Genomic DNA, 18,713 nt, shown 5'->3' with positions numbered 1-18,713 from the left:
GTCTATCTATCGAAACACCTTCCTGAAGGAGCCTTGCATGGAACTGCTCGAAGAGCACTACTGTTTTGAAGGTCGACAACAGCGCTGGCGTCATGACTCCACGGTGCTGAACTGCGCGATGACGTTCAGCATTTTTCTGCCTCCGGTTACGCGTGCGGCAAAACCGCCGGTGCTGTACTGGTTATCCGGCCTGACCTGCAACGATGAGAACTTTACCACCAAAGCGGGCGCCCAGCGGGTTGCAGCGGAGCTGGGGATCGCGCTGGTGATGCCCGACACCAGCCCGCGCGGTGACGATGTGGCAGACGATGCCGGTTACGATCTGGGCAAAGGCGCCGGGTTCTACCTGAATGCCACCCAGCAGCCCTGGGCGCGTCATTACCGGATGTACGATTATCTGCGCGATGAGCTGCCAGCGCTCATCCAGGCGGAGTTTGCGGTCGCCGATCGCTGTGCCATCAGCGGCCATTCGATGGGTGGCCACGGTGCGCTGGTAATGGCACTGAAAAATCCGGGCAAATACGTCAGCGTGTCGGCGTTTGCGCCTATCGTGAACCCATGTCAGGTGCCGTGGGGGCAAAAAGCCTTCACCCATTATCTGGGCGAGAATACAGAAACCTGGCAGGAGTGGGATAGCTGTGCGCTGATGCTGGCCAGCCAGCCGGAACAGGCGATCCCGACGCTTATCGATCAGGGTGATGCCGATCAGTTCCTGGCGAGCCAGTTACAGCCAGCAGTGCTGGCGGAAGCTGCGCGCCAGAAGGCCTGGCCGCTGACGTTACGCATCCAGCCAGGCTACGATCACAGCTATTACTTCATTGCGTCCTTTATAGAAGATCATCTGCGCTTCCATGCGCAGCAGTTGTTAAAGTAAGGGCAGACTTCACGTCCTCACTCGCCCCTCTTCCGCAGGGAGAGGGGTCTGTCACAGGCCGGGCAAGCGCAGCGCCGCCCGGCGCATTCACGATCAGAACTGGTAATCCACCGCCATAAAGTAACGGCGTCCTTCTTCGGTGTAGCTGTAGTCGTCGCGGCTGAGATCTTTATCCAGCAGGTTCATGACACCTGCACGCAGCTTGACGTTTTTAGTTGCCTGCCATGCGCCACCGGTGTTCCACACCACGTAGCCACCCGGCGTTGCTTCGCCATCGGTAACAGTGCGTTTCTCACCCGTATAATTGCCCTGCACGTAGAAGGACCACGCCTGCGTTGCCTGCCAGTCAAGCGTGCCGTTTGCGGTATGGAACGGCAGTTCCGAGAGCGGCTTGTTGCCGCCGTTGCTGATATCACGCCCGTCGTTATAGGTGTAATTCAGCGTCATGCGCCAGTCTTCGGCGATCGGGAATTTCACTTCCGTTTCCAGGCCGCGGATCCGCGCCTTATTGACGTTGTAATAACGGAAAATCGGCTCACCGTCGGCATTCAGTCCGACATAGTTCGGGTAACCCTGCGCCTGGTTGACGTTGGCCGTACGGAGGATGCTGATACGATCGTCCACATCGTTCTGGAAGGCAGTAATGCTGCCCTGCACGCCTTCTAACCAGCCCTCTTCCCCGCTGTAGTAAAGACCCAGCTCGAAGCTTTCGCTGGTTTCCGGCTTCAGATCCGGGCTACCGACAATTTCACAGGCCCCACGGCAGGAGCCGGTGGTCCAGTCTGGGCTCAGCTGCAGCAGCGAAGGCGCTTTGAATGCTGTCGCCCAGCCACCTTTTACCGTCAGGGTATCGGTCGCGTTGTAGACCAGATAAGCACGCGGACTCCAGTGATCGCCGTAGGTTTCGTGGTCATCCATACGCACGCCGGTGGTCAGCGCCAGCGGCTCGAAGATACGCCATTCATCTTCAATAAAGAGTGCATACTGGCTGGCCGAGGTGCTACTGCTGCTACCGCCGGTAATGTTAACCGGATCCTTCAGCTTGTCGTGACGCCATTCTCCCCCGAAGGTGAGCAGCTGGTTAATCTCTCCCAGCGGCAGGACGTATTTACCGTCAACAGAGTTGCTTTCGGAGGTGATAGGGTTGGCGTTGCCCGGGTTCTTGTTATCAACCTTTTCGCCGTAGAATTTCAGTTCGCTGTTGCCCATTCCCCAGCGGCCATTGTGGCTCAGGGAGTAGTTCTGGCGCTCAAGACGGTTCTGATCCAGCGAGTCGGAATCACGGTCCTGGCGGTCAAAACCGTAGCCAGCGGTGAAATCGTGGTTCTCGTTCGGGGTCCAGGCGAATTCCACGTTGGCATCGCGGCTGGTGAAGCCTTCGATACGGGGAGTTTCCCCGGAGGCGCTGGTTGTCGAGGTCTGCGGATCGTCTTTATCGCGTTTGGACAGGCTACCAAAGGCTTTCAGACCGAGGACGCCATCCACCAGCGGGCCGCTGGTATAAAACTGGCCGCCATAGGTGTCGCCGCGATCGCGGTGTTCCTGAATCGTGGAGTCGGCGGTGAGAGTACCGGTCCATTTCTGGCCGATCTTTTTGGTAATGATATTGACCACGCCGCCCAGGGCATCAGAGCCGTACAGGGAGGACATCGGCCCGCGCACCACTTCGATACGTTCGATGGCGTCAACCGGTACCCAGTTGAGGTCGAAATCGTTATGACGGAATACGGCGTTGCGGGAGTTGACGCGTTTACCGTCAACCAGGATCAAGGTATAGCTGCTGTCCAGACCGCGGATACTGACGCCCTTACGGTTGTCCCCTTCGTCAGTTAATTGCACGCCCGGAACCTCTTTTAACACATCTTTCAGGTTCTGCACCGGCTTACGTTGCAGATCCTGCTGAGTGATGACGCTGATACTGGCCGGGGCATCTTTCAGGTTTTGCTCGTTGGCCGAGGCAGTCACCACCATAGTGTCGCCAGATTCCGCCGCAACAACCGGCAGGGCCAGGGACAGAGCAGACGCGCACAGCCCTCCCCGAACGAAGGGATTCAACCTAAACATTCCATATCTCCATGAGGTAAACACAGCAAAATCAAATATGTACTGCTCACATTGCATTGCGTGCCGCCCGCTTCTCTGGCGGGTCAGCCGGGTAATTTTTTGCAGGTGTGGGCACAGCATCTTCCCCTGACCAGGGCGACGATGCTGACTCCTTCATCCTTTTGATTACTATGCTAATGATAAAGCAAACGATAACTATTATCAATTCAATTGTTAAAAGTTATGTCAAGACTACATAGTATGGAGATAAAAAAAACCCGCTCGAGTGAGCGGGTTAAAGAGAGGCGTTGCGGTTATTTTTTGAAGCTATTCGGGAATTCCATTTCGCTATAGCTGACAAACTTCGATCCCTTCGTCAGCTTGTAGCCGAACCAGATGATCAAGAACAGTGGGATACCAATATAGGTGGCTGCCACGCCGCCCCAGTCGATGGTGTCGGCCAGGAAGGCTTCGTAGTTCTGGCCCAGGGTAATGATCAGACACAGTACAAAGGCAAAGATCGGACCCAGCGGGAAGAACCCGGAGCGGTACGGCAGGTTGTTAATGTCGTAGCCCTGCTTCACATAGCCGCGACGGAAACGGTAGTGGCTGATAGCGATACCCAGCCAGGCGATAAAGCCCGTCATCCCCGAGGTATTCAACAGCCACAGGTAGACCGTCTGGTTACCAAACATTGAGGTCAGGAAACAGAGACAGGCAATCACGGTGGTGGCATACAGCGCATTACGCGGCACGCCGCCTTTGGACAGCTTAGCGAAAATACGCGGCGCTTTGCCATCACAGGCCAGGGAGTAGAGCATACGGGTAGAGGCATACATCCCGGAGTTACCCGCCGACAGTACCGCCGTCAGGATCACCGCATTCATCACCGCCGCCGCAGAGAGCAGACCGGCATGCTGGAACACCAGCGTAAACGGACTGACGCTGATATCTTTCACGTCGTTACGCAGCAGGCTTGGATCGGTATACGGAATGATCAGGCTGATAATCAGGATTGCGAACACATAGAACAGCAGGATACGCCAGAAGACCTGCCGCACCGCGCGCGGAATGTTCTTCTCCGGGTTCTCGGATTCACCGGCGGCAATGCCGATAAGTTCAGTCCCCTGGAAGGAGAAGCCAACGATCATCGCCACGCCAATCATCGCCGAGAAGCCCCCGGCAAAAGGCGCATCGTCAAGAGTCCAGTTGCTCCAGCCCGCAGGTTCAGTGCCTTTGAAGATGCCGACAATCATCGCCACACCCACGGCGATAAAGATGATCACTGTGGCGACTTTGATCAGCGAAAACCAGTATTCCGCTTCGCCAAAACCGCGCACGGAGATGTAGTTAAGCAGGAAGATCAGCCCCAGGAAGATAGCGCTCCAGATCCAGCCCGGCGTATCGGGGAACCACCAGGTCATCACCAGTTGCGATGCCACCAGATCCACGGCGATAGTCACCGCCCAGTTATACCAGTAGTTCCAGCCCAGCGCGAAGCCAAAGCCCTCTTCCACATATTTCTGACCATAGGTAGAAAAAGAACCGGATACCGGCATGTACGCCGCCAGTTCGCCCAGGCTGGTCATCAGGAAATAGACCATCAAACCGATCAGGATATAAGAAAAGAGCGCGCCGCCAGGACCCGCTGCAGAAATGGTCGCCCCAGAGGCGACAAAAAGACCTGTACCGATAGAACCGCCAATGGCAATCATCGTCAGGTGACGCGCCTTGAGTTCGCGACGTAGCGCGGGCGCTTCTGTGGTTTTAGTTTCGGAAACCATATGAAAATGCTGTCCATTCAAAAAATGAGGCGCGATTGTAGCAGACGATCGCCAGCGCTTCCGGCACAAATGCCCTGTTATAAGAGAGCTTCATGACCGGGCCAGGATTATAAGTAAAGCAGAGAATTAAATCGGTGCGAGGACGCGATCCCGGCGGGCAGAACGCCGCCGGGCGGGCTTACATTTCACAGTAACGCAGAAAACGCTGTAAGGAATTCGAGAGGTGCTTCTGGCGATGATGGATACGCCACAGGGTACGCACCAGCTTGTTCGGCAGCGGAACGGGGATCTCCACCAGCGTGCCGCTCTCCAGCTGTTCGGCAATCACCCGACGCGACAGGCAGCTGATGCCGAGGCCGTGGCGCACCGCATGTTTGATCGCCTCTGAATTGCCCAGCTCCATACCCATATGAAACTGCGGCAGATGCGACAGCAGCAGATAATCGACGATCTCCCGCGTGCCGGATCCCTGCTCGCGTAAAATCCACGGCGCCTGCGCCAGCCGTTCCAGCGTCACCTCCTGCTGTAATAAAGAAGAGGCCGGCGAGGCGAAGACCACCAGCTCATCCTCCAGCCAGGGGTCGGCAATGATGTCGGCGTTGTGGCACGGGCCTTCGATAAGACCGATATCAACCCGAAAATCGATCACGGCGTTGATCACATCCTGGCTATTGCCGACGCTCATCTCCAGCGGTAACCCCGGGAAATCACGGCGGTAGCGGGCAATCACCTCCGGCAGAATATAGTTGCCGATGGTGCTGCTGGCAAAGACGCGAATGGCGCCATTATCTTCACGAAACAGCTGTTCAATCTCGATGGTCTGCTCCAGCAGGGCCAACGCGCGGGGATAGAGCAAGCGCCCGTGTTCGTTGACCACCAGCCGCTTCCCTACCCTGTCAAAGAGCTGAACCCCCAGTTGGCCTTCAAGATCGGTCAGGGCGGCGCTGACCGCAGACTGCGACAGCGCCAGCATCTGCGAGGCCTGCGTGGTCGAACCGCTTTTCAGCACCTCAGCAAAGACCTCAAGCTGGCGTAACGTAATGTGCATAGTTGTCGTCCGATAAGATAAGCGTCCTGCTTACCACTTATAAAGATTAATTATAAATATATAATCAATTTTATTTTTAAACCAGCGCGCCGTAATCTTTAGCCAGAGAAAAGGAGAAGGTTATGACAACACTCACTCTGGAACATCATCGTACAGTGTGGCACTACATCCCGGGTTTAGCGCTGAGCGCGCTGGTCACCGGCGTTGCGTTATGGGGCGGCAGTATTCCGGCGGTTGCCGGGGCGGGATTCAGCGCCCTGACGCTGGCCATCCTGCTGGGGATGGTCATCGGTAATACGGTCTATCCGCAGATTTACAAGCCGTGTGATGGCGGCGTGATCTTCGCCAAACAGCACCTGCTGCGCCTCGGGATCATCCTTTATGGTTTTCGCCTGACCTTCGCGCAGATTGCCGATGTGGGGGTCAGCGGGATTGTCATCGACGTATTAACCCTGACCAGCACTTTTACACTGGCCTGCGTTATTGGCCAGAAAGTGTTCGGGCTGGACAAACAGACCAGCTGGTTGATTGGTGCCGGGAGCAGCATTTGCGGTGCCGCGGCAGTGCTGGCGACCGAGCCGGTAGTGAAGGCCGAGTCCAGTAAGGTGACGGTTGCGGTCGCGACAGTGGTGATCTTCGGTACGCTGGCGATCTTCCTCTATCCGGCGATGTATCCGCTGGTGGCGCACTGGTTTAGCCCGGAGACCTACGGGATTTACATCGGCTCGACGATGCACGAAGTGGCCCAGGTGGTAGCAGCCGGTCACGCCATCAACCCGGAAGCGGAAAATGCGGCGGTGATCGCCAAAATGCTGCGGGTGATGATGCTGGCCCCCTTCCTGCTGATCCTGGCGGCAAGGGTAAAACACCTTGCCCCGGCAGGCAGCGGCGAGAAGAGCAAAATCACCATTCCGTGGTTTGCAATCCTGTTTATTGTGGTGGCGGTGTTCAACTCGTTCCATCTGTTGCCAAAAGCCGTGGTGGATATGCTGGTGACGCTGGATACGGTGCTGCTGGCCATGGCGATGGCGGCGCTGGGCTTAACCACCCACGTCAGCGCCCTGAAAAAAGCCGGGGCTAAACCGCTGCTGATGGCGCTGCTGCTCTTCGTCTGGCTGATTGTAGGCGGGGGAGCCATTAACCTGGCGGTTCATAGCCTGCTGGCATAAACCACTTCATCCTTCTCCTGTTAACCCGCTATCATAAGCGTTTGTGGGTTAACAGGAGTCCCTGTATGAAATATGTTGGAGCACACGTCAGTGCTGCTGGCGGCCTGGCGAATGCCGCCATTCGTGCCGCCGAAATTGAGGCGACCGCCTTCGCCCTGTTCACCAAAAACCAGCGCCAGTGGCGTGCCGCCCCCTTAACCACTCAGGTGATTGATGAGTTCAAAGCGGCCTGCGAAAAATACCATTTCACTTCCGGCCAGATCCTGCCGCACGACAGCTACCTGATTAACCTCGGCCACCCGGTTCAGGAGGCGCTGGATAAGTCACGTGAGGCTTTCCTCGATGAGATGCAGCGCTGCGAGCAGCTCGGTCTGACGCTGTTGAACTTCCACCCGGGCAGCCATCTGACGCAAATTGATGAAGACGCCTGCCTGGCGCGGATCGCCGAGTCGATCAATATCGTGCTGGAGAAGACGCAAGGGGTAACGGCGGTGATTGAAAATACCGCCGGACAGGGCAGCAACCTCGGTTTCCGCTTTGAACATCTGGCGGCCATTATTGACGGTGTGGAAGATAAAACCCGCGTTGGCGTCTGTATTGATACCTGCCATGCCTTTGCCGCCGGTTACGATCTGCGCAGCATGGAAGAATGTACAAAGACCTTCGCGGAATTCGAACGGATTGTTGGCTTTGAGTATCTGCGCGGAATGCACCTCAACGATGCGAAAAGCGCCTTTGGCAGCCGCGTTGACCGCCACCACAGCCTGGGTGAAGGCAACATCGGCCACGATGCGTTCCGCTTTATCATGCAGGACCCGCGTTTCGACGGCATTCCGATGGTGCTGGAAACCATTAACCCGGATATCTGGGCGGAAGAGATCGCCTGGCTGAAAGCACAACAGTACACCGAGGCCACCGCATAAGGATGAACGAAAGGGAAACGCCGATCCTGCGGCGCCCCCCTTTTATTCAACAGCCTGACAAGACCCTTGATCTCAGCCGTTCGCGCATTGCTGCACACCTCATGGAGTGAATGCGCAAAGGGGCAATCACAGACAAGGGTTGTATCCTCACCGAACAGGATGATTGTGTCGCGCTCGCGCCATCCATATGGATGTACGGGGTATGGCCGACATTCGCTTCCCTTAATCTTCCTCTCATCCGGGAGCTATTCAGTACGCAGCGGGTGGGGTGGCGTGGCGCGGAACATCGCCCGTCGCCTGCCGCGGTAGTGTCGCTACCCGCCCTGCCCCCTTCTGTTCGACAAAAGCGTTTGATTCGTTGCACGTTTAAATGCAAAAAAAAGGGCAGAGTCGCCTCTGCCCTTTTTGAATGAAGAATGCTTATGCGGCTTTCGCAGCAACTACCTCAGCTTCCGGGCGTTTCAGCACCGCGTAAGAGAGACCTGCCACCAGCGTACCGGCGATAATTGCAAGCAGGTAACCCAGCACCGGGGTAATCGCACCCGGGATCAGCAGAACAAACAGACCACCGTGCGGCGCCATCAGTTTTGCGCCAACCGCCATGGAGATGGCACCGGTCACGGCACCGCCGACGATACAGCACGGCAGAACGCGCATCGGGTCACGAGCCGCAAACGGGATAGCCCCTTCGGTGATGAAGCACAGGCCGAGAACCAGCGCCGCTTTACCCCCTTCCTGCTGCGCCTTGTCGAATTTACGACGGGCAACGAGGGTCGCCAGGCCCAGCGCCAGCGGTGGCACCATGCCCGCAGCCATGATGGCCGCCATCGGTGCATAAGTCTGGGTACTCAGCAGGCCAACACCAAACGCATAGGCTGCTTTGTTCACCGGACCACCCATATCGGTACACATCATCGCCCCGAGGATTGCACCCAGCAGGACCGCATTGGCGGTACCCATGGTTTGCAGCCAGTGGGTCAGGCCTTCGAGGATACCCGCAACCGGTTTACCGATCAGGTAGATCATGGCCAGACCAACAATCAGGCTGGAGAACAGCGGAATGATCAGGATCGGTTTCAGGGCTTCCATGCTTTGCGGCAGTTTCAGCTTCGAACTAATCAGCTTCGCCACGTAGCCTGCGAGGAAGCCGGCGATGATCCCGCCGATAAAGCCAGAACCGGTGCTCACCGCCAGCATACCGCCGATCAAACCCGGGGTCAGACCTGGACGGTCAGCGATGGAGAACGCAATGTAACCTGCCAGCACAGGCACCATCAGCGCGAACGCCGAGCCTCCACCAATCTGCATTAATGCCGCTGCCAGGGTGTTTGGCTCTTTGAACGCCTCGATACCAAAGGCGAAAGAGAGCGCGATACAGAGACCACCCGCCACAACCATCGGCAGCATGTAGGAGACGCCTGTCAGCAGGTGACGATAGGCACCGGCAGACTCTTTCTTGCCTTCGGAAGCCGAAGACGCGGTATTACCCGCAGGCTGGAACAGTTTCGCTTCTGCCTGCGCTTTATCCAGTTCCTGGGCCGTTTTCTTCAGCGCCAGACCGGTTGAGGTGCGATACATCGGTTTACCGGCAAACTTCGCCAGATCCACTTCGATATCCGCCGCCACGATCACCAGGTCCGCTGCCGCCACCTCTTCCGGGGTGATAGCATTGCCTGCGCCCACTGAACCGCGGGTTTCAACTTTTACCCACCAGCCGCGTTTTTTGGCTTCGGTTTCAATGGCTTCTGCGGCCATAAAGGTGTGCGCTACGCCAGTTGGGCAGGCAGTGACCGCCACCACGCGTTTCGGACCGCTGGTCACAGCCGTTGCCGGTTCCGCCGCGACAGGTGCGGTATACAGCGCCGCATGGCCTTTCGCTTCGCTCAGGAACAGTTCCGGGTGGGCGACTGCGCGATTGATATCGCCCAGCCACACTTTTTTGCCGTTCAGTGAACTGTCGGCCGGGATCGTGTCGCCCAGTACAATGACCAGTTCGGCATCGCCCGGGTTATCGATAAAATCAAGGTGTGCTTTATGCCCCGCTGAACCCAGCAAGGTTTTCGCCATATAAGCGCGCGCCTGTCCGAGTGCAGAGTCAATAATCAGCAGCGTTTTCATTATGCCTCTCCTGCTGTCAGTTAAAGGGTTTCAAGTCAACGCGCGCCATCATCGCGGCTAACTGGGTACGATCGGTAATCCCGACATTGCTCTGGCTGACAGCCAGGGCAGCAACGGCGGTGGCAAGACGTAATGTGTGTTCACTGGATTCGCGCATCAGCAGGCCATAGATCAACCCGCCGACCATCGAATCACCTGCTCCCACGGTACTGACCACTTCCATCGATGGCGGTTTGGCGATCCATTCGCCGGACGCGTTAACCCACAGCGCGCCCTCTGCGCCCAGAGAGATCACCACATGCGCGATACCCTGCTCACGTAAAGCGTGGGCGGCGTCAATCACATCTTTTAAGTCTGGCAGCTTACGGCCAGCCCAGATCTCAAGTTCGCGACGATTAGGTTTCACCAACCACGGCGCTGCTTTCAGACCCGCCACCAGCGCATCGCGGCTGCTGTCAAAGATGATGCATGGGCACTGGCTACGCAGGCGCGTCATCCAGTCGGTAAAGGCTTCCGGGCTGACGCCGGACGGCAGGCTGCCGCTGACGCAGACCATGTCGAACTGACCAAGCCAGGTCAGGGAGTCATTCACAAAACGCTCCCAGTCGGCCTGGGTGACTTCAAAACCGGAGAAGTTCAGGTCGGTCACTTCGCCATCTTTTTCGGTCAATTTCACGTTGATGCGGGTACGGCCCTGCACCACCTGAAAACGGTTGGCGATCCCCAGCTCGCTGAACAGCTGCTGGAAACCATCCTGGTTATCTTTGCCAAGGAAGCCGCCGACGGTGACGTCAATCCCGAGATCCTTCAGCACTTTTGCAACGTTAATCCCTTTACCTGCCGCGTGCAGGCCAGTGGTACGCACGAGGTTAACTTCGCCGCGTTCGATTTCCGGGCAAAAGCCCACGAGGTCGTAAGCCGGGTTCAGCGTAATAGTGGCAACACGTCTGCTCATTATGCGCCCTCCCCCAGACCGGCCGCGATGGCATCGCCAATCGCTTTCAGCGCCTGTTCAGCATCCGCACCCTGCGCGGTGAAACGCAGGCGATGGCCTTTCTTCACGCCCAGCGCAACCACTTTCATCAGGCTGCGACCGTTGGCCGGTTTACCGCTGCCGTCGAGGTTGGTGACGGTAACGTCGCTGTTGAACTGCTTAATGGTATTCACCAGCATGGTGCCCGGACGGGCATGCAGACCATGTTCGTTACGTACCACAAATTCAGCGCTCAGCAGCTCATCGGTATTCACATCATCGCTGGTCAGCAGCGCCAGCAAGGTAGCGGCATCGGCTTTCAGCAGTTGTTCAGCTTTTTTGTTCAGCAGCAGGTCGCTCAGGCGCTTCAGCACCTCTACCGGCTGTTCATCGGCCATGGAAACAGTCACCAGCATGGCGGTGGTGTCTCCGGCGGTATCAAACGCGGTAGCCGCACGGCTGACGGCGATAGCGCTGCGCAGGTTGCCTTCAGCACAGTCGTTCAGCCAGACGCCCTGACCGAGGTTCAGCGGTTTGTCGTTAATCGCATGGGCAACAAAAGTGGTATCGACAGCACCCGCTTCTTTCAGGCGACCGGCGTTGAGCGCCTGCAGGGTCACCAGATCGGAAGCCACCACGTCCAGGGTCAGCATGTCGTTATCCAGTTTCAGGGCTTCGCTCTGCTTTTCACCCATCAGCAAGGCACGCAGCTCTTCGGCGGTGGTCGCGGATTTGAGTTGTTCAGCCACCGCGTCATCGCTCAGCACGTGCGTCAGCTGACGCAGCAGGCCGAGGTGTTCGTCGCTGCTGGCGGCGATACCAATGGCGACATAGGCTACCTGGCCTTCACCCCAAAGCACGCCCTGCGGGAACTGATAAACCTGAACGCCGGTTTTCAGTACCTGGTCACGGGTATCGGTGGTGCCATGCGGAATGGCGATGCCATTGCCAAGGAATGTTGAGGTTTGCTGTTCGCGAGCGAGCATGCCGTCAACATAGCCGTTGCCGACATTGCCTGCCTGCACCAGCGCTGCGGCGATCTGCCGGATAGCCTCTTCTTTTGATCCGGCCTGCTCGCCCGGATGGATGTCCTGCACGGATAACTGGAACATGATTCTCCACTCCTGCTGAAATTGAATCGATTCAGCTTAGATAAGAAAAAATACGCTATTTGGGTTGGCAAACAGATACCGGATAGCGCTGAAACGTTTCAAGAAGTCTTGCTCTTTCTACAAAAGCTTGCAAGTAAAGTTACAATTCAGCATACAAAAATTAGATGTGCAGCACGTTTTATTGGCAGGCAGCGCATTTTTACAAATCTGTTTTGAAATCCACCGCTCTGTTTCAGCAACTTCAGCAAAATCGGAAAACCTTTTGAAAGGGGATTTTGATTTTTCGTGGGATGAATGATCCGGTTTTCTGTCTATTTTCTGACAAGCGGCGTAAACTCCGCCTTTCTTCATATCACTGATACAGAAACATGCACACGACCCCCGCCGCCGTCCCCCGGAAGTCATTTGATTTGACCTCATCGGCGTTTTTGATTGTTGCCTTCCTCACCGGTATCGCCGGTGCGTTACAAACTCCTACGCTGAGTCTGTTCCTCACGAACGAGGTTCATGCCCGTCCAGCAATGGTTGGCTTCTTCTTTACCGGCAGCGCCATCATCGGCATTCTGGTCAGCCAGTTTCTGGCCGGGCGTTCGGATAAGAAAGGTGACCGCAAGTCCCTGATCGTTTTTTGCTGCCTGATGGGCGTTTTTGCCTGCCTGCTGTTCGCCTGGAACCGTAACTATTTTGTGTTGCTGTTTGTCGGCGTGTTTCTTAGTAGCTTTGGCTCCACCGCCAACCCGCAGCTCTTTGCCTTAGCCCGCGAACACGCAGACCATACCGGCCGCGAAGCGGTGATGTTCAGCTCGATCCTGCGCGCTCAGGTGTCACTCGCATGGGTCGTCGGGCCGCCGCTGGCTTACGCCCTGGCGATGGGGTTTGGTTTTCCGGCAATGTATCTCAGCGCCGCGGTGGCGTTTGTGGTCTGTGGGGCGATGGTCTGGTTTTTCCTGCCGACGATGCGCAAAGAGCCGAAGCTGGCGACCGGGGTGCTGGAATCACCGCGCCGCAACCGTCGCGACGCCCTGCTGCTGTTTACCATCTGCACGTTAATGTGGGGCACCAACAGCCTGTACATCATCAATATGCCGCTGTTCATCATTAATGAGCTGCATCTGTCCGAGAAACTGGCGGGGGTGATGATGGGGACGGCGGCCGGGCTGGAGATCCCGACCATGCTGATCGCCGGTTACTACGCAAAACGCTTCGGGAAACGCTTCCTGATGCGCATTGCTGCCGTTGCCGGACTCCTGTTTTACGTCGGGATGTTGACCGCCCACTCCCCCGCGCTGCTGCTGGGGTTACAGCTGCTAAACGCGATCTATATCGGCATTCTCGCAGGGATCGGCATGCTCTACTTCCAGGATCTGATGCCGGGACAGGCGGGTGCTGCGACCACGCTATACACCAATACCACCCGCGTGGGCTGGATTATCGCCGGCTCCATGGCCGGGGTCGTCGCCGAGATCTGGAGCTATCACGCCGTGTTCTGGATTGCGCTGGGGATGTGCATCCTGACGACGCTCTGCCTGACGCGCATTAAGGATATTTAAGGCGCGGTGAGCGTCTCGAGGTCAAGCAGCCAGGTCATGGCCTGGGTACGCGAGGTGCTGCACATTTCGAGCGACGGCTGCAGGCTGGCGCACACTTTGGGCCGCAGCGGCGAGCCAAAGATTTTGCAGCGCTGTTGCGCGTCAAGCTGTACGCAGGGGGTATTGGCAGGTTTGCCGTTGGGCATCCCGGGGATGGGGCTGGAGATGGAGGGCGCGGTGCAACATGCTCCGCAGTCCGAACGGCAATCCATATACGTACGTTACCTGAAAGAAAGCCGCTCCCGCGGGCGTGACGCGCACAGTAACACCTTTTGCGTATTGATAGCAAAAGCCACGAAATCCACTTGCCTGAAATGCCGCGCGCGAGTACTTTGACGCGATATTTTTGACCTTCCCGTGAACAGGATTACTGCAATGCCAAGAGCGAACGAAATTAAGAAAGGTATGGTGCTGAATTACAACGGCAAGCTGCTGATTGTGAAAGACATCGATATTCAGGCACCCAGCGCCCGTGGCGCAGCAACGCTGTACAAAATGCGTTTTGCTGATGTGCGTACCGGTCTGAAAGTTGAAGAGCGTTTCAAAGGCGACGATATCGTGGATACCGTTACCCTGACCCGTCGTTATGTCGATTTCTCCTACGTTGACGGCAACGAATACGTATTTATGGATAAAGAAGACTACACCCCGTACATCTTCACCAAAGATCAGATTGAAGAAGAGCTGCTGTTTATCCCGGAAGGCGGGATGCCGGATATGCAGGTTCTGACCTGGGATGGCGTCCTGCTGGCGCTGGAGCTGCCGCAGACTGTCGATCTGGAGATCGTGGAAACGGCCCCGGGCATTAAAGGTGCTTCCGCCTCCGCGCGTAACAAACCTGCGACCCTGACCACCGGTCTGGTCGTGCAGGTGCCGGAATACCTGTCCGCAGGCGAGAAAATCCGCATCCATATCGAAGAAAAACGCTATATGGGTCGTGCTGACTGATCCTGCACGCTGTTTTGCCGGGTAGCGGCTTCGCCTTACCCGGCCTGCAAAAGCACGTATAAAAAAACCGGCTCAATGGCCGGTTTTTTTGTCGGCCCGGTCAGCATAACGCCGCCGGGCAATAGCTGTTACAGCAGCTCAGGATATTTGGTCATCTTCAACGCCAGCTCCACGCCGCGCACTTCCGCCATCCCTTTCAGACGCCCAATCGCGGAATACCCCGGATTGGTTTTCTTACGCAGATCGTCCAGCATCTGGTGTCCGTGATCCGGGCGGAACGGAATCGGACGCAAATCGCCTGCCCGCTTACGACGTTGCTCCTCACCCAGAATCGCATCGACGACCGCCACCATGTTCACGTCCCCGCCAAGATGCGCCGCTTCGTGGAAGGTTTTCGGGTTATCTTCCCGACAGGTTGCCCGCAGGTGGGTAAAGTGGATGCGGTCACCGAAGGTTTCAATCATCTGCACCAGATCGTTATCGGCCCGAACGCCGTATGAACCTGTGCACATGGTAAAGCCGTTGTTGATGCTATCGACCGTCTCTTTCAGCCACTGCATATCTTCAATGGTGGATACAATACGCGGCAGGCCGAGGATAGGACGCGGCGGATCGTCCGGGTGGACCGCCAGACGCACGCCCACCTCTTCCGCCACCGGCACGATGGCCCGCAGGAAGACCGCCATGTTTTCCCGCAGCTGCGCTTTGTCGATGTTGCCATACTCGGCCAGACGCGCGCGGAACTGGTCGAGAGTGTAGCCCTCTTCCGCCCCCGGCAGGCCGGCGATAATGTTGCGGGTCAGCTTTTCAATATCGGCCTCGCTGGCGGTGTCGAACCACACCTGCGCCTGCTGCTGCTCTTCCGCGGTGTAATCAGCCGCCGCGCCTTCGCGCTTCAGGATGTGCAGTTCGAACGCGGCAAAGGCGATCTGGTCAAAACGCAGCGCTTTTGAGCCGTCCGGCATTTCATATTCCAGGTCGGTACGGGTCCAGTCGAGGATAGGCATAAAGTTGTAGCACACGGTATCAATACCGCAGGCCGCCAGGTTGCGGATGCTCTGCTGGTAGTTCGCAATCCAGGTCTGGTAGTTGCCGGAGTGGGTTTTGATCTCTTCGTGAACCGGAATACTTTCCACCACCGACCAGGTTAGCCCTTTCTCTGCCAGCAGCGCCTGACGCTGTTTGATCTCCTCCACCGGCCACACCTGGCCATTGGGGATATGGTGCAGTGCGGTGACGACGCCCGTTGCGCCAGCCTGACGCACATCATCAAGAGAAACCGGATCTTTCGGCCCGTACCAACGCCAGGTTTGTTCCATTGATTCACCCTCTAAAGTTGTTATACCAATATTATCTATCGTAATGACGACTACCATACATGCATGATCAGGCAGGTCAATGCGTCTCGCTATATTGATTGATCCATCTCACAGTTCCCGGATATTTACGGCTCACCAATTCAATTTGTTGTCATATAACTTTACACTGGCATTGTTAATTAATGGTTAATCAGGTGTGTATTTCATGAAGACAATTGCCTCCACCGCGCTACCCGCTCACGTGTTACAGCCGCAGTACGATCGTCAGGCGCTACGCTCCCGTATCGTCCATTTCGGCTTTGGTGCCTTTCATCGTGCGCATCAGGCGCTCCTGACCGATCGGGTGCTGAACGCCAGAGGCGGTGACTGGGGGATATGTGAGATTAGCCTGTTTAGCGGCGATACGCTGATGAGCCAGCTGCGCGCGCAGGATCATCTGTTTACGGTGCTGGAAAAAGGCGCTGAGGGTAATCAGCCAATTATCGTCGGGGCAGTGCATGAATGCCTGAACGCCAGGCTTGATTCGTTGGCCGCCATTATTGAGAAATTTTGCGAGCCGCAGGTGGCAATCGTCTCCCTGACCATTACCGAAAAGGGCTACTGCATCGATCCGGCCACCGGCAAGCTGGATACCCGCAATGAACGCATCATGCACGATCTGGAGCATCCTGATGCGCCACACTCCGCGCCGGGGATCCTCGTCGAAGCCCTGCATCGCCGTCGCGAGCGGGGTCTGTCGCCGTTCAGCGTACTCTCCTGCGATAACATCCCCGATAACGGCCATGTGGTGAAAAACGCGGTGCTGGGCATGGCCCACAAGCGTTCCCCGGAGCTGGCTGAGTGGATCGCCGATAACGTCAGCTTCCCCGGCACCATGGTGGACAGGATTGTCCCCGCCGCCACCGATGATTCCCTTGCAGAGATCGCCCATGAAGTGGGAGTTGACGATCCCTGTGCCATCAGCTGTGAGCCATTTATCCAGTGGGTGGTCGAGGATAACTTCGTCGCCGGTCGCCCGGAGTGGGAAGTGGCGGGCGTGCAGATGGTGCAGGACGTCCTGCCGTGGGAGCAGATGAAGCTGCGTATGCTTAACGGCAGCCATTCCTTCCTGGCCTACCTCGGTTATCTGGCCGGTTTCGCCCATATTAACGACTGCATGGCCGACAGCGCGCTACACGACGCCGCCCGCCGCCTGATGCTTGAGGAACAGGCACCGACCCTGCGCATCACCGGGGTGGATCTGACCGCCTACGCCGACAGCCTGATTGACCGCTTCGCCAACCCGGCGCTGAAGCACCGCACCTGGCAGATTGCCATGGACGGCAGCCAGAAACTGCCTCAAAGGATGCTGGAGAGTATTCGCCTCCACCGCCAGCGTGACACCGCCTGGCCGCTGCTGGCCCTCGGCGTCGCGGGCTGGATGCGCTACGTCAGCGGCGTGGATGATGCAGGCCACGCCATTGATGTACGCGATCCGCTGAGCGATAAGATCCGCGCCATTGTAGAGACCAGCAGCGAAGAGGAGCGCGTTACCGCCCTGCTGGCGCTCATTGAAATTTTCGGCACCGACCTGCCGCAGGATCCGCAGTTTGTAGAGGCCATCACCCTGGCTTACCAGCGCATTAGCCAGTCGGGCGCGCGCCAGGCCATTATCGATACGCTCCAGATTTAACCTCTGGTGCGCTTAAGGCGAGCGGGAGGCCTCCCGTTCGCCCTCCCCCCTTCTCAGGGGTGTTCTTTTGCGCCAGGATTATTGATAATTGTTATAGCATTACATTTATCACCCCTGGAGCACCTGTGACTAAAACCAACCTCATTACGGGCTTTCTCGGCAGCGGGAAAACCACATCGATACTGCACCTGCTGGCGAATAAAGATCCTGCTGAAAAATGGGCCGTGCTGGTCAATGAATTTGGCGAGATCGGCATTGATGGCGCACTGTTGGCCGATAACGGGGCACTGGTCAAAGAGATCCCCGGGGGATGCATGTGCTGCGTGAACGGTCTGCCGATGCAGGTGGGGCTTAACACCCTGCTGCGTCAGGGCAAGCCCGACCGGCTGCTGATTGAACCCACCGGGCTGGGCCACCCGAAGCAGATCCTCGATCTGCTGACCGCCCCGGTCTATGAACCCTGGATCGATTTGCGCGCCACCCTGTGCCTGCTCGACCCGCGTCAGCTACTGGACGAAAAATATGTCCAGAACGAAAACTTCCGCGATCAGCTCGCCGCCGCCGACGTCATCATTGCCAATAAAGAGGATCGCGCCACCGCAGAAAGCCGCGCCGCGCTGGATATCTGGTGGCAGCACTTCGGCGGCGAACGTCAGCTCTCCTGTACCACGCAGGGAAATATTGATGGTGCCCTGCTCGATCTGCCGCGGCGTAATCTGAAAGCGTTACCTGCCAGCGCCGCCCATGCCCACAGTCAAGGCGAAAAACAGGGTCTGGCCGCGCTGAGTCTGCCTGCTCACCAGCGCTGGCGTCGCAGCCTGAACAGCGGCCAGGGTCACCAGGCCTGTGGTTGGGTGTTCGATGCGGACACCTGCTTCGACACCATCGGTTTACTGGAGTGGGTGCGGCTGGCACCGGTTGAACGCGTGAAAGGTGTTATGCGTATTCCCGAGGGGCTGTTACAGGTCAATCGCCAGGGTGCCGATTTTCACATCGAAACGCAGGGTGTAACGCCACCGGACAGCCGAATAGAGTTAATTAGTGCGGTTAACACCGACTGGAACGCCTTACAGTCCAGCTTGTTGAAGCTTCGTTTAAGTTCGGGCAACTAACGTTGCCCTGGTTTAACTGCTTACGGCTT

The 18,713-nt window shown here is 57.1% G+C and carries 15 protein-coding genes; 7 read left to right on the top strand and 8 right to left on the bottom strand.

Features of this window, described 5'->3' with window-relative positions:
* Positions 1-37: 37 nt before the first annotated feature.
* Positions 38-874, top strand: coding sequence for an S-formylglutathione hydrolase (fghA, locus tag ACF8PE_RS10895; protein WP_150871838.1), 837 nt, complete (start codon positions 38-40; stop codon positions 872-874).
* Between the two features lie 93 nt (positions 875-967).
* On the opposite strand, the gene cirA is transcribed toward fghA, so the two are convergent.
* The 3 genes from cirA to yieE form a co-directional block, all read right to left on the bottom strand.
* Positions 968-2,938, bottom strand: a complete 1,971-nt coding sequence (cirA, locus tag ACF8PE_RS10890; RefSeq protein ID WP_103792177.1) for a catecholate siderophore receptor CirA — start codon at positions 2,936-2,938, stop codon at positions 968-970.
* A gap of 293 nt (positions 2,939-3,231) precedes the next feature.
* Entirely contained in the window at positions 3,232-4,701 is a 1,470-nt protein-coding gene (locus ACF8PE_RS10885; RefSeq protein WP_032612625.1) for an amino acid permease, read from the bottom strand.
* 178 nt (positions 4,702-4,879) lie between these two features.
* On the bottom strand, positions 4,880-5,749 hold the full coding sequence (yieE, locus tag ACF8PE_RS10880) for a DNA-binding transcriptional regulator YeiE (RefSeq protein ID WP_032612627.1): 870 nt from the start codon (positions 5,747-5,749) through the stop codon (positions 4,880-4,882).
* A 122-nt stretch (positions 5,750-5,871) separates the two neighbouring features.
* On the opposite strand from yieE, the gene ACF8PE_RS10875 reads away from it, so the two are divergent.
* Both ACF8PE_RS10875 and nfo read left to right on the top strand, forming a co-directional pair.
* Positions 5,872-6,918 (top strand): YeiH family protein, encoded by a 1,047-nt coding sequence (locus ACF8PE_RS10875; protein WP_059307512.1) that lies wholly within the window; start codon positions 5,872-5,874, stop codon positions 6,916-6,918.
* 65 nt (positions 6,919-6,983) lie between these two features.
* Positions 6,984-7,841: a deoxyribonuclease IV gene (nfo, locus tag ACF8PE_RS10870; protein ID WP_148569216.1), complete on the top strand. Its 858-nt coding sequence runs from the start codon at positions 6,984-6,986 to the stop codon at positions 7,839-7,841.
* 420 nt (positions 7,842-8,261) lie between these two features.
* Here the strand turns inward: nfo and fruA are convergent, their stop codons facing one another.
* From fruA to fruB, 3 genes are read right to left on the bottom strand one after another with little or no spacing between them, the layout of a single operon-like run.
* Complete coding sequence (gene fruA, locus ACF8PE_RS10865; protein WP_032612635.1) at positions 8,262-9,959, bottom strand: PTS fructose transporter subunit IIBC; 1,698 nt, start codon at positions 9,957-9,959, stop codon at positions 8,262-8,264.
* A gap of 16 nt (positions 9,960-9,975) precedes the next feature.
* Complete coding sequence (fruK, locus tag ACF8PE_RS10860) at positions 9,976-10,914, bottom strand: 1-phosphofructokinase (RefSeq protein WP_032612637.1); 939 nt, start codon at positions 10,912-10,914, stop codon at positions 9,976-9,978.
* Positions 10,914-12,044 (bottom strand): fused PTS fructose transporter subunit IIA/HPr protein, encoded by a 1,131-nt coding sequence (gene fruB / locus ACF8PE_RS10855; RefSeq protein ID WP_032612640.1) that lies wholly within the window; start codon positions 12,042-12,044, stop codon positions 10,914-10,916. Before fruB ends, fruK begins: the two co-directional genes overlap by 1 nt.
* A 368-nt stretch (positions 12,045-12,412) precedes the next feature.
* Here fruB and setB point away from each other — a divergent pair, with 368 nt between their 5' ends.
* A complete protein-coding gene (gene setB, locus ACF8PE_RS10850; RefSeq protein ID WP_032612642.1) occupies positions 12,413-13,594 on the top strand; it encodes a sugar efflux transporter SetB in 1,182 nt (393 codons plus the stop codon).
* Here setB and ACF8PE_RS10845 read toward each other — a convergent pair.
* Positions 13,591-13,845 carry a YkgJ family cysteine cluster protein gene (locus ACF8PE_RS10845; RefSeq protein ID WP_077226275.1) on the bottom strand — a complete coding sequence of 85 codons (255 nt, stop codon included), beginning with the start codon at positions 13,843-13,845 and terminating at the stop codon, positions 13,591-13,593. The genes setB and ACF8PE_RS10845 overlap by 4 nt on opposite strands.
* 163 nt (positions 13,846-14,008) lie before the next feature.
* Here ACF8PE_RS10845 and yeiP point away from each other — a divergent pair, with 163 nt between their 5' ends.
* A complete protein-coding gene (gene yeiP, locus ACF8PE_RS10840) occupies positions 14,009-14,581 on the top strand; it encodes an elongation factor P-like protein YeiP (protein ID WP_014884579.1) in 573 nt (190 codons plus the stop codon).
* A 128-nt stretch (positions 14,582-14,709) separates the two neighbouring features.
* Here the strand turns inward: yeiP and uxuA are convergent, their stop codons facing one another.
* Positions 14,710-15,900 carry a mannonate dehydratase gene (uxuA, locus tag ACF8PE_RS10835; RefSeq protein ID WP_130588473.1) on the bottom strand — a complete coding sequence of 397 codons (1,191 nt, stop codon included), beginning with the start codon at positions 15,898-15,900 and terminating at the stop codon, positions 14,710-14,712.
* Positions 15,901-16,105: 205 nt separating this feature from the next.
* Between uxuA and ACF8PE_RS10830 the strand changes: the two genes are divergently transcribed.
* Entirely contained in the window at positions 16,106-17,572 is a 1,467-nt protein-coding gene (locus ACF8PE_RS10830) for a mannitol dehydrogenase family protein (protein ID WP_392494840.1), read from the top strand.
* A 125-nt stretch (positions 17,573-17,697) separates the two neighbouring features.
* A complete protein-coding gene (locus tag ACF8PE_RS10825; RefSeq protein WP_392494839.1) occupies positions 17,698-18,684 on the top strand; it encodes a CobW family GTP-binding protein in 987 nt (328 codons plus the stop codon).
* Positions 18,685-18,713 lie beyond the last annotated feature (29 nt).

This window comes from Leclercia sp. GLN_9 (assembly GCF_043105735.1).
GTDB lineage: Bacteria > Pseudomonadota > Gammaproteobacteria > Enterobacterales > Enterobacteriaceae > Enterobacter > Enterobacter adecarboxylatus.
Note: the sequence above shows the minus strand (reverse complement) of the source record. Positions and strands in the feature narration are given on the sequence as shown.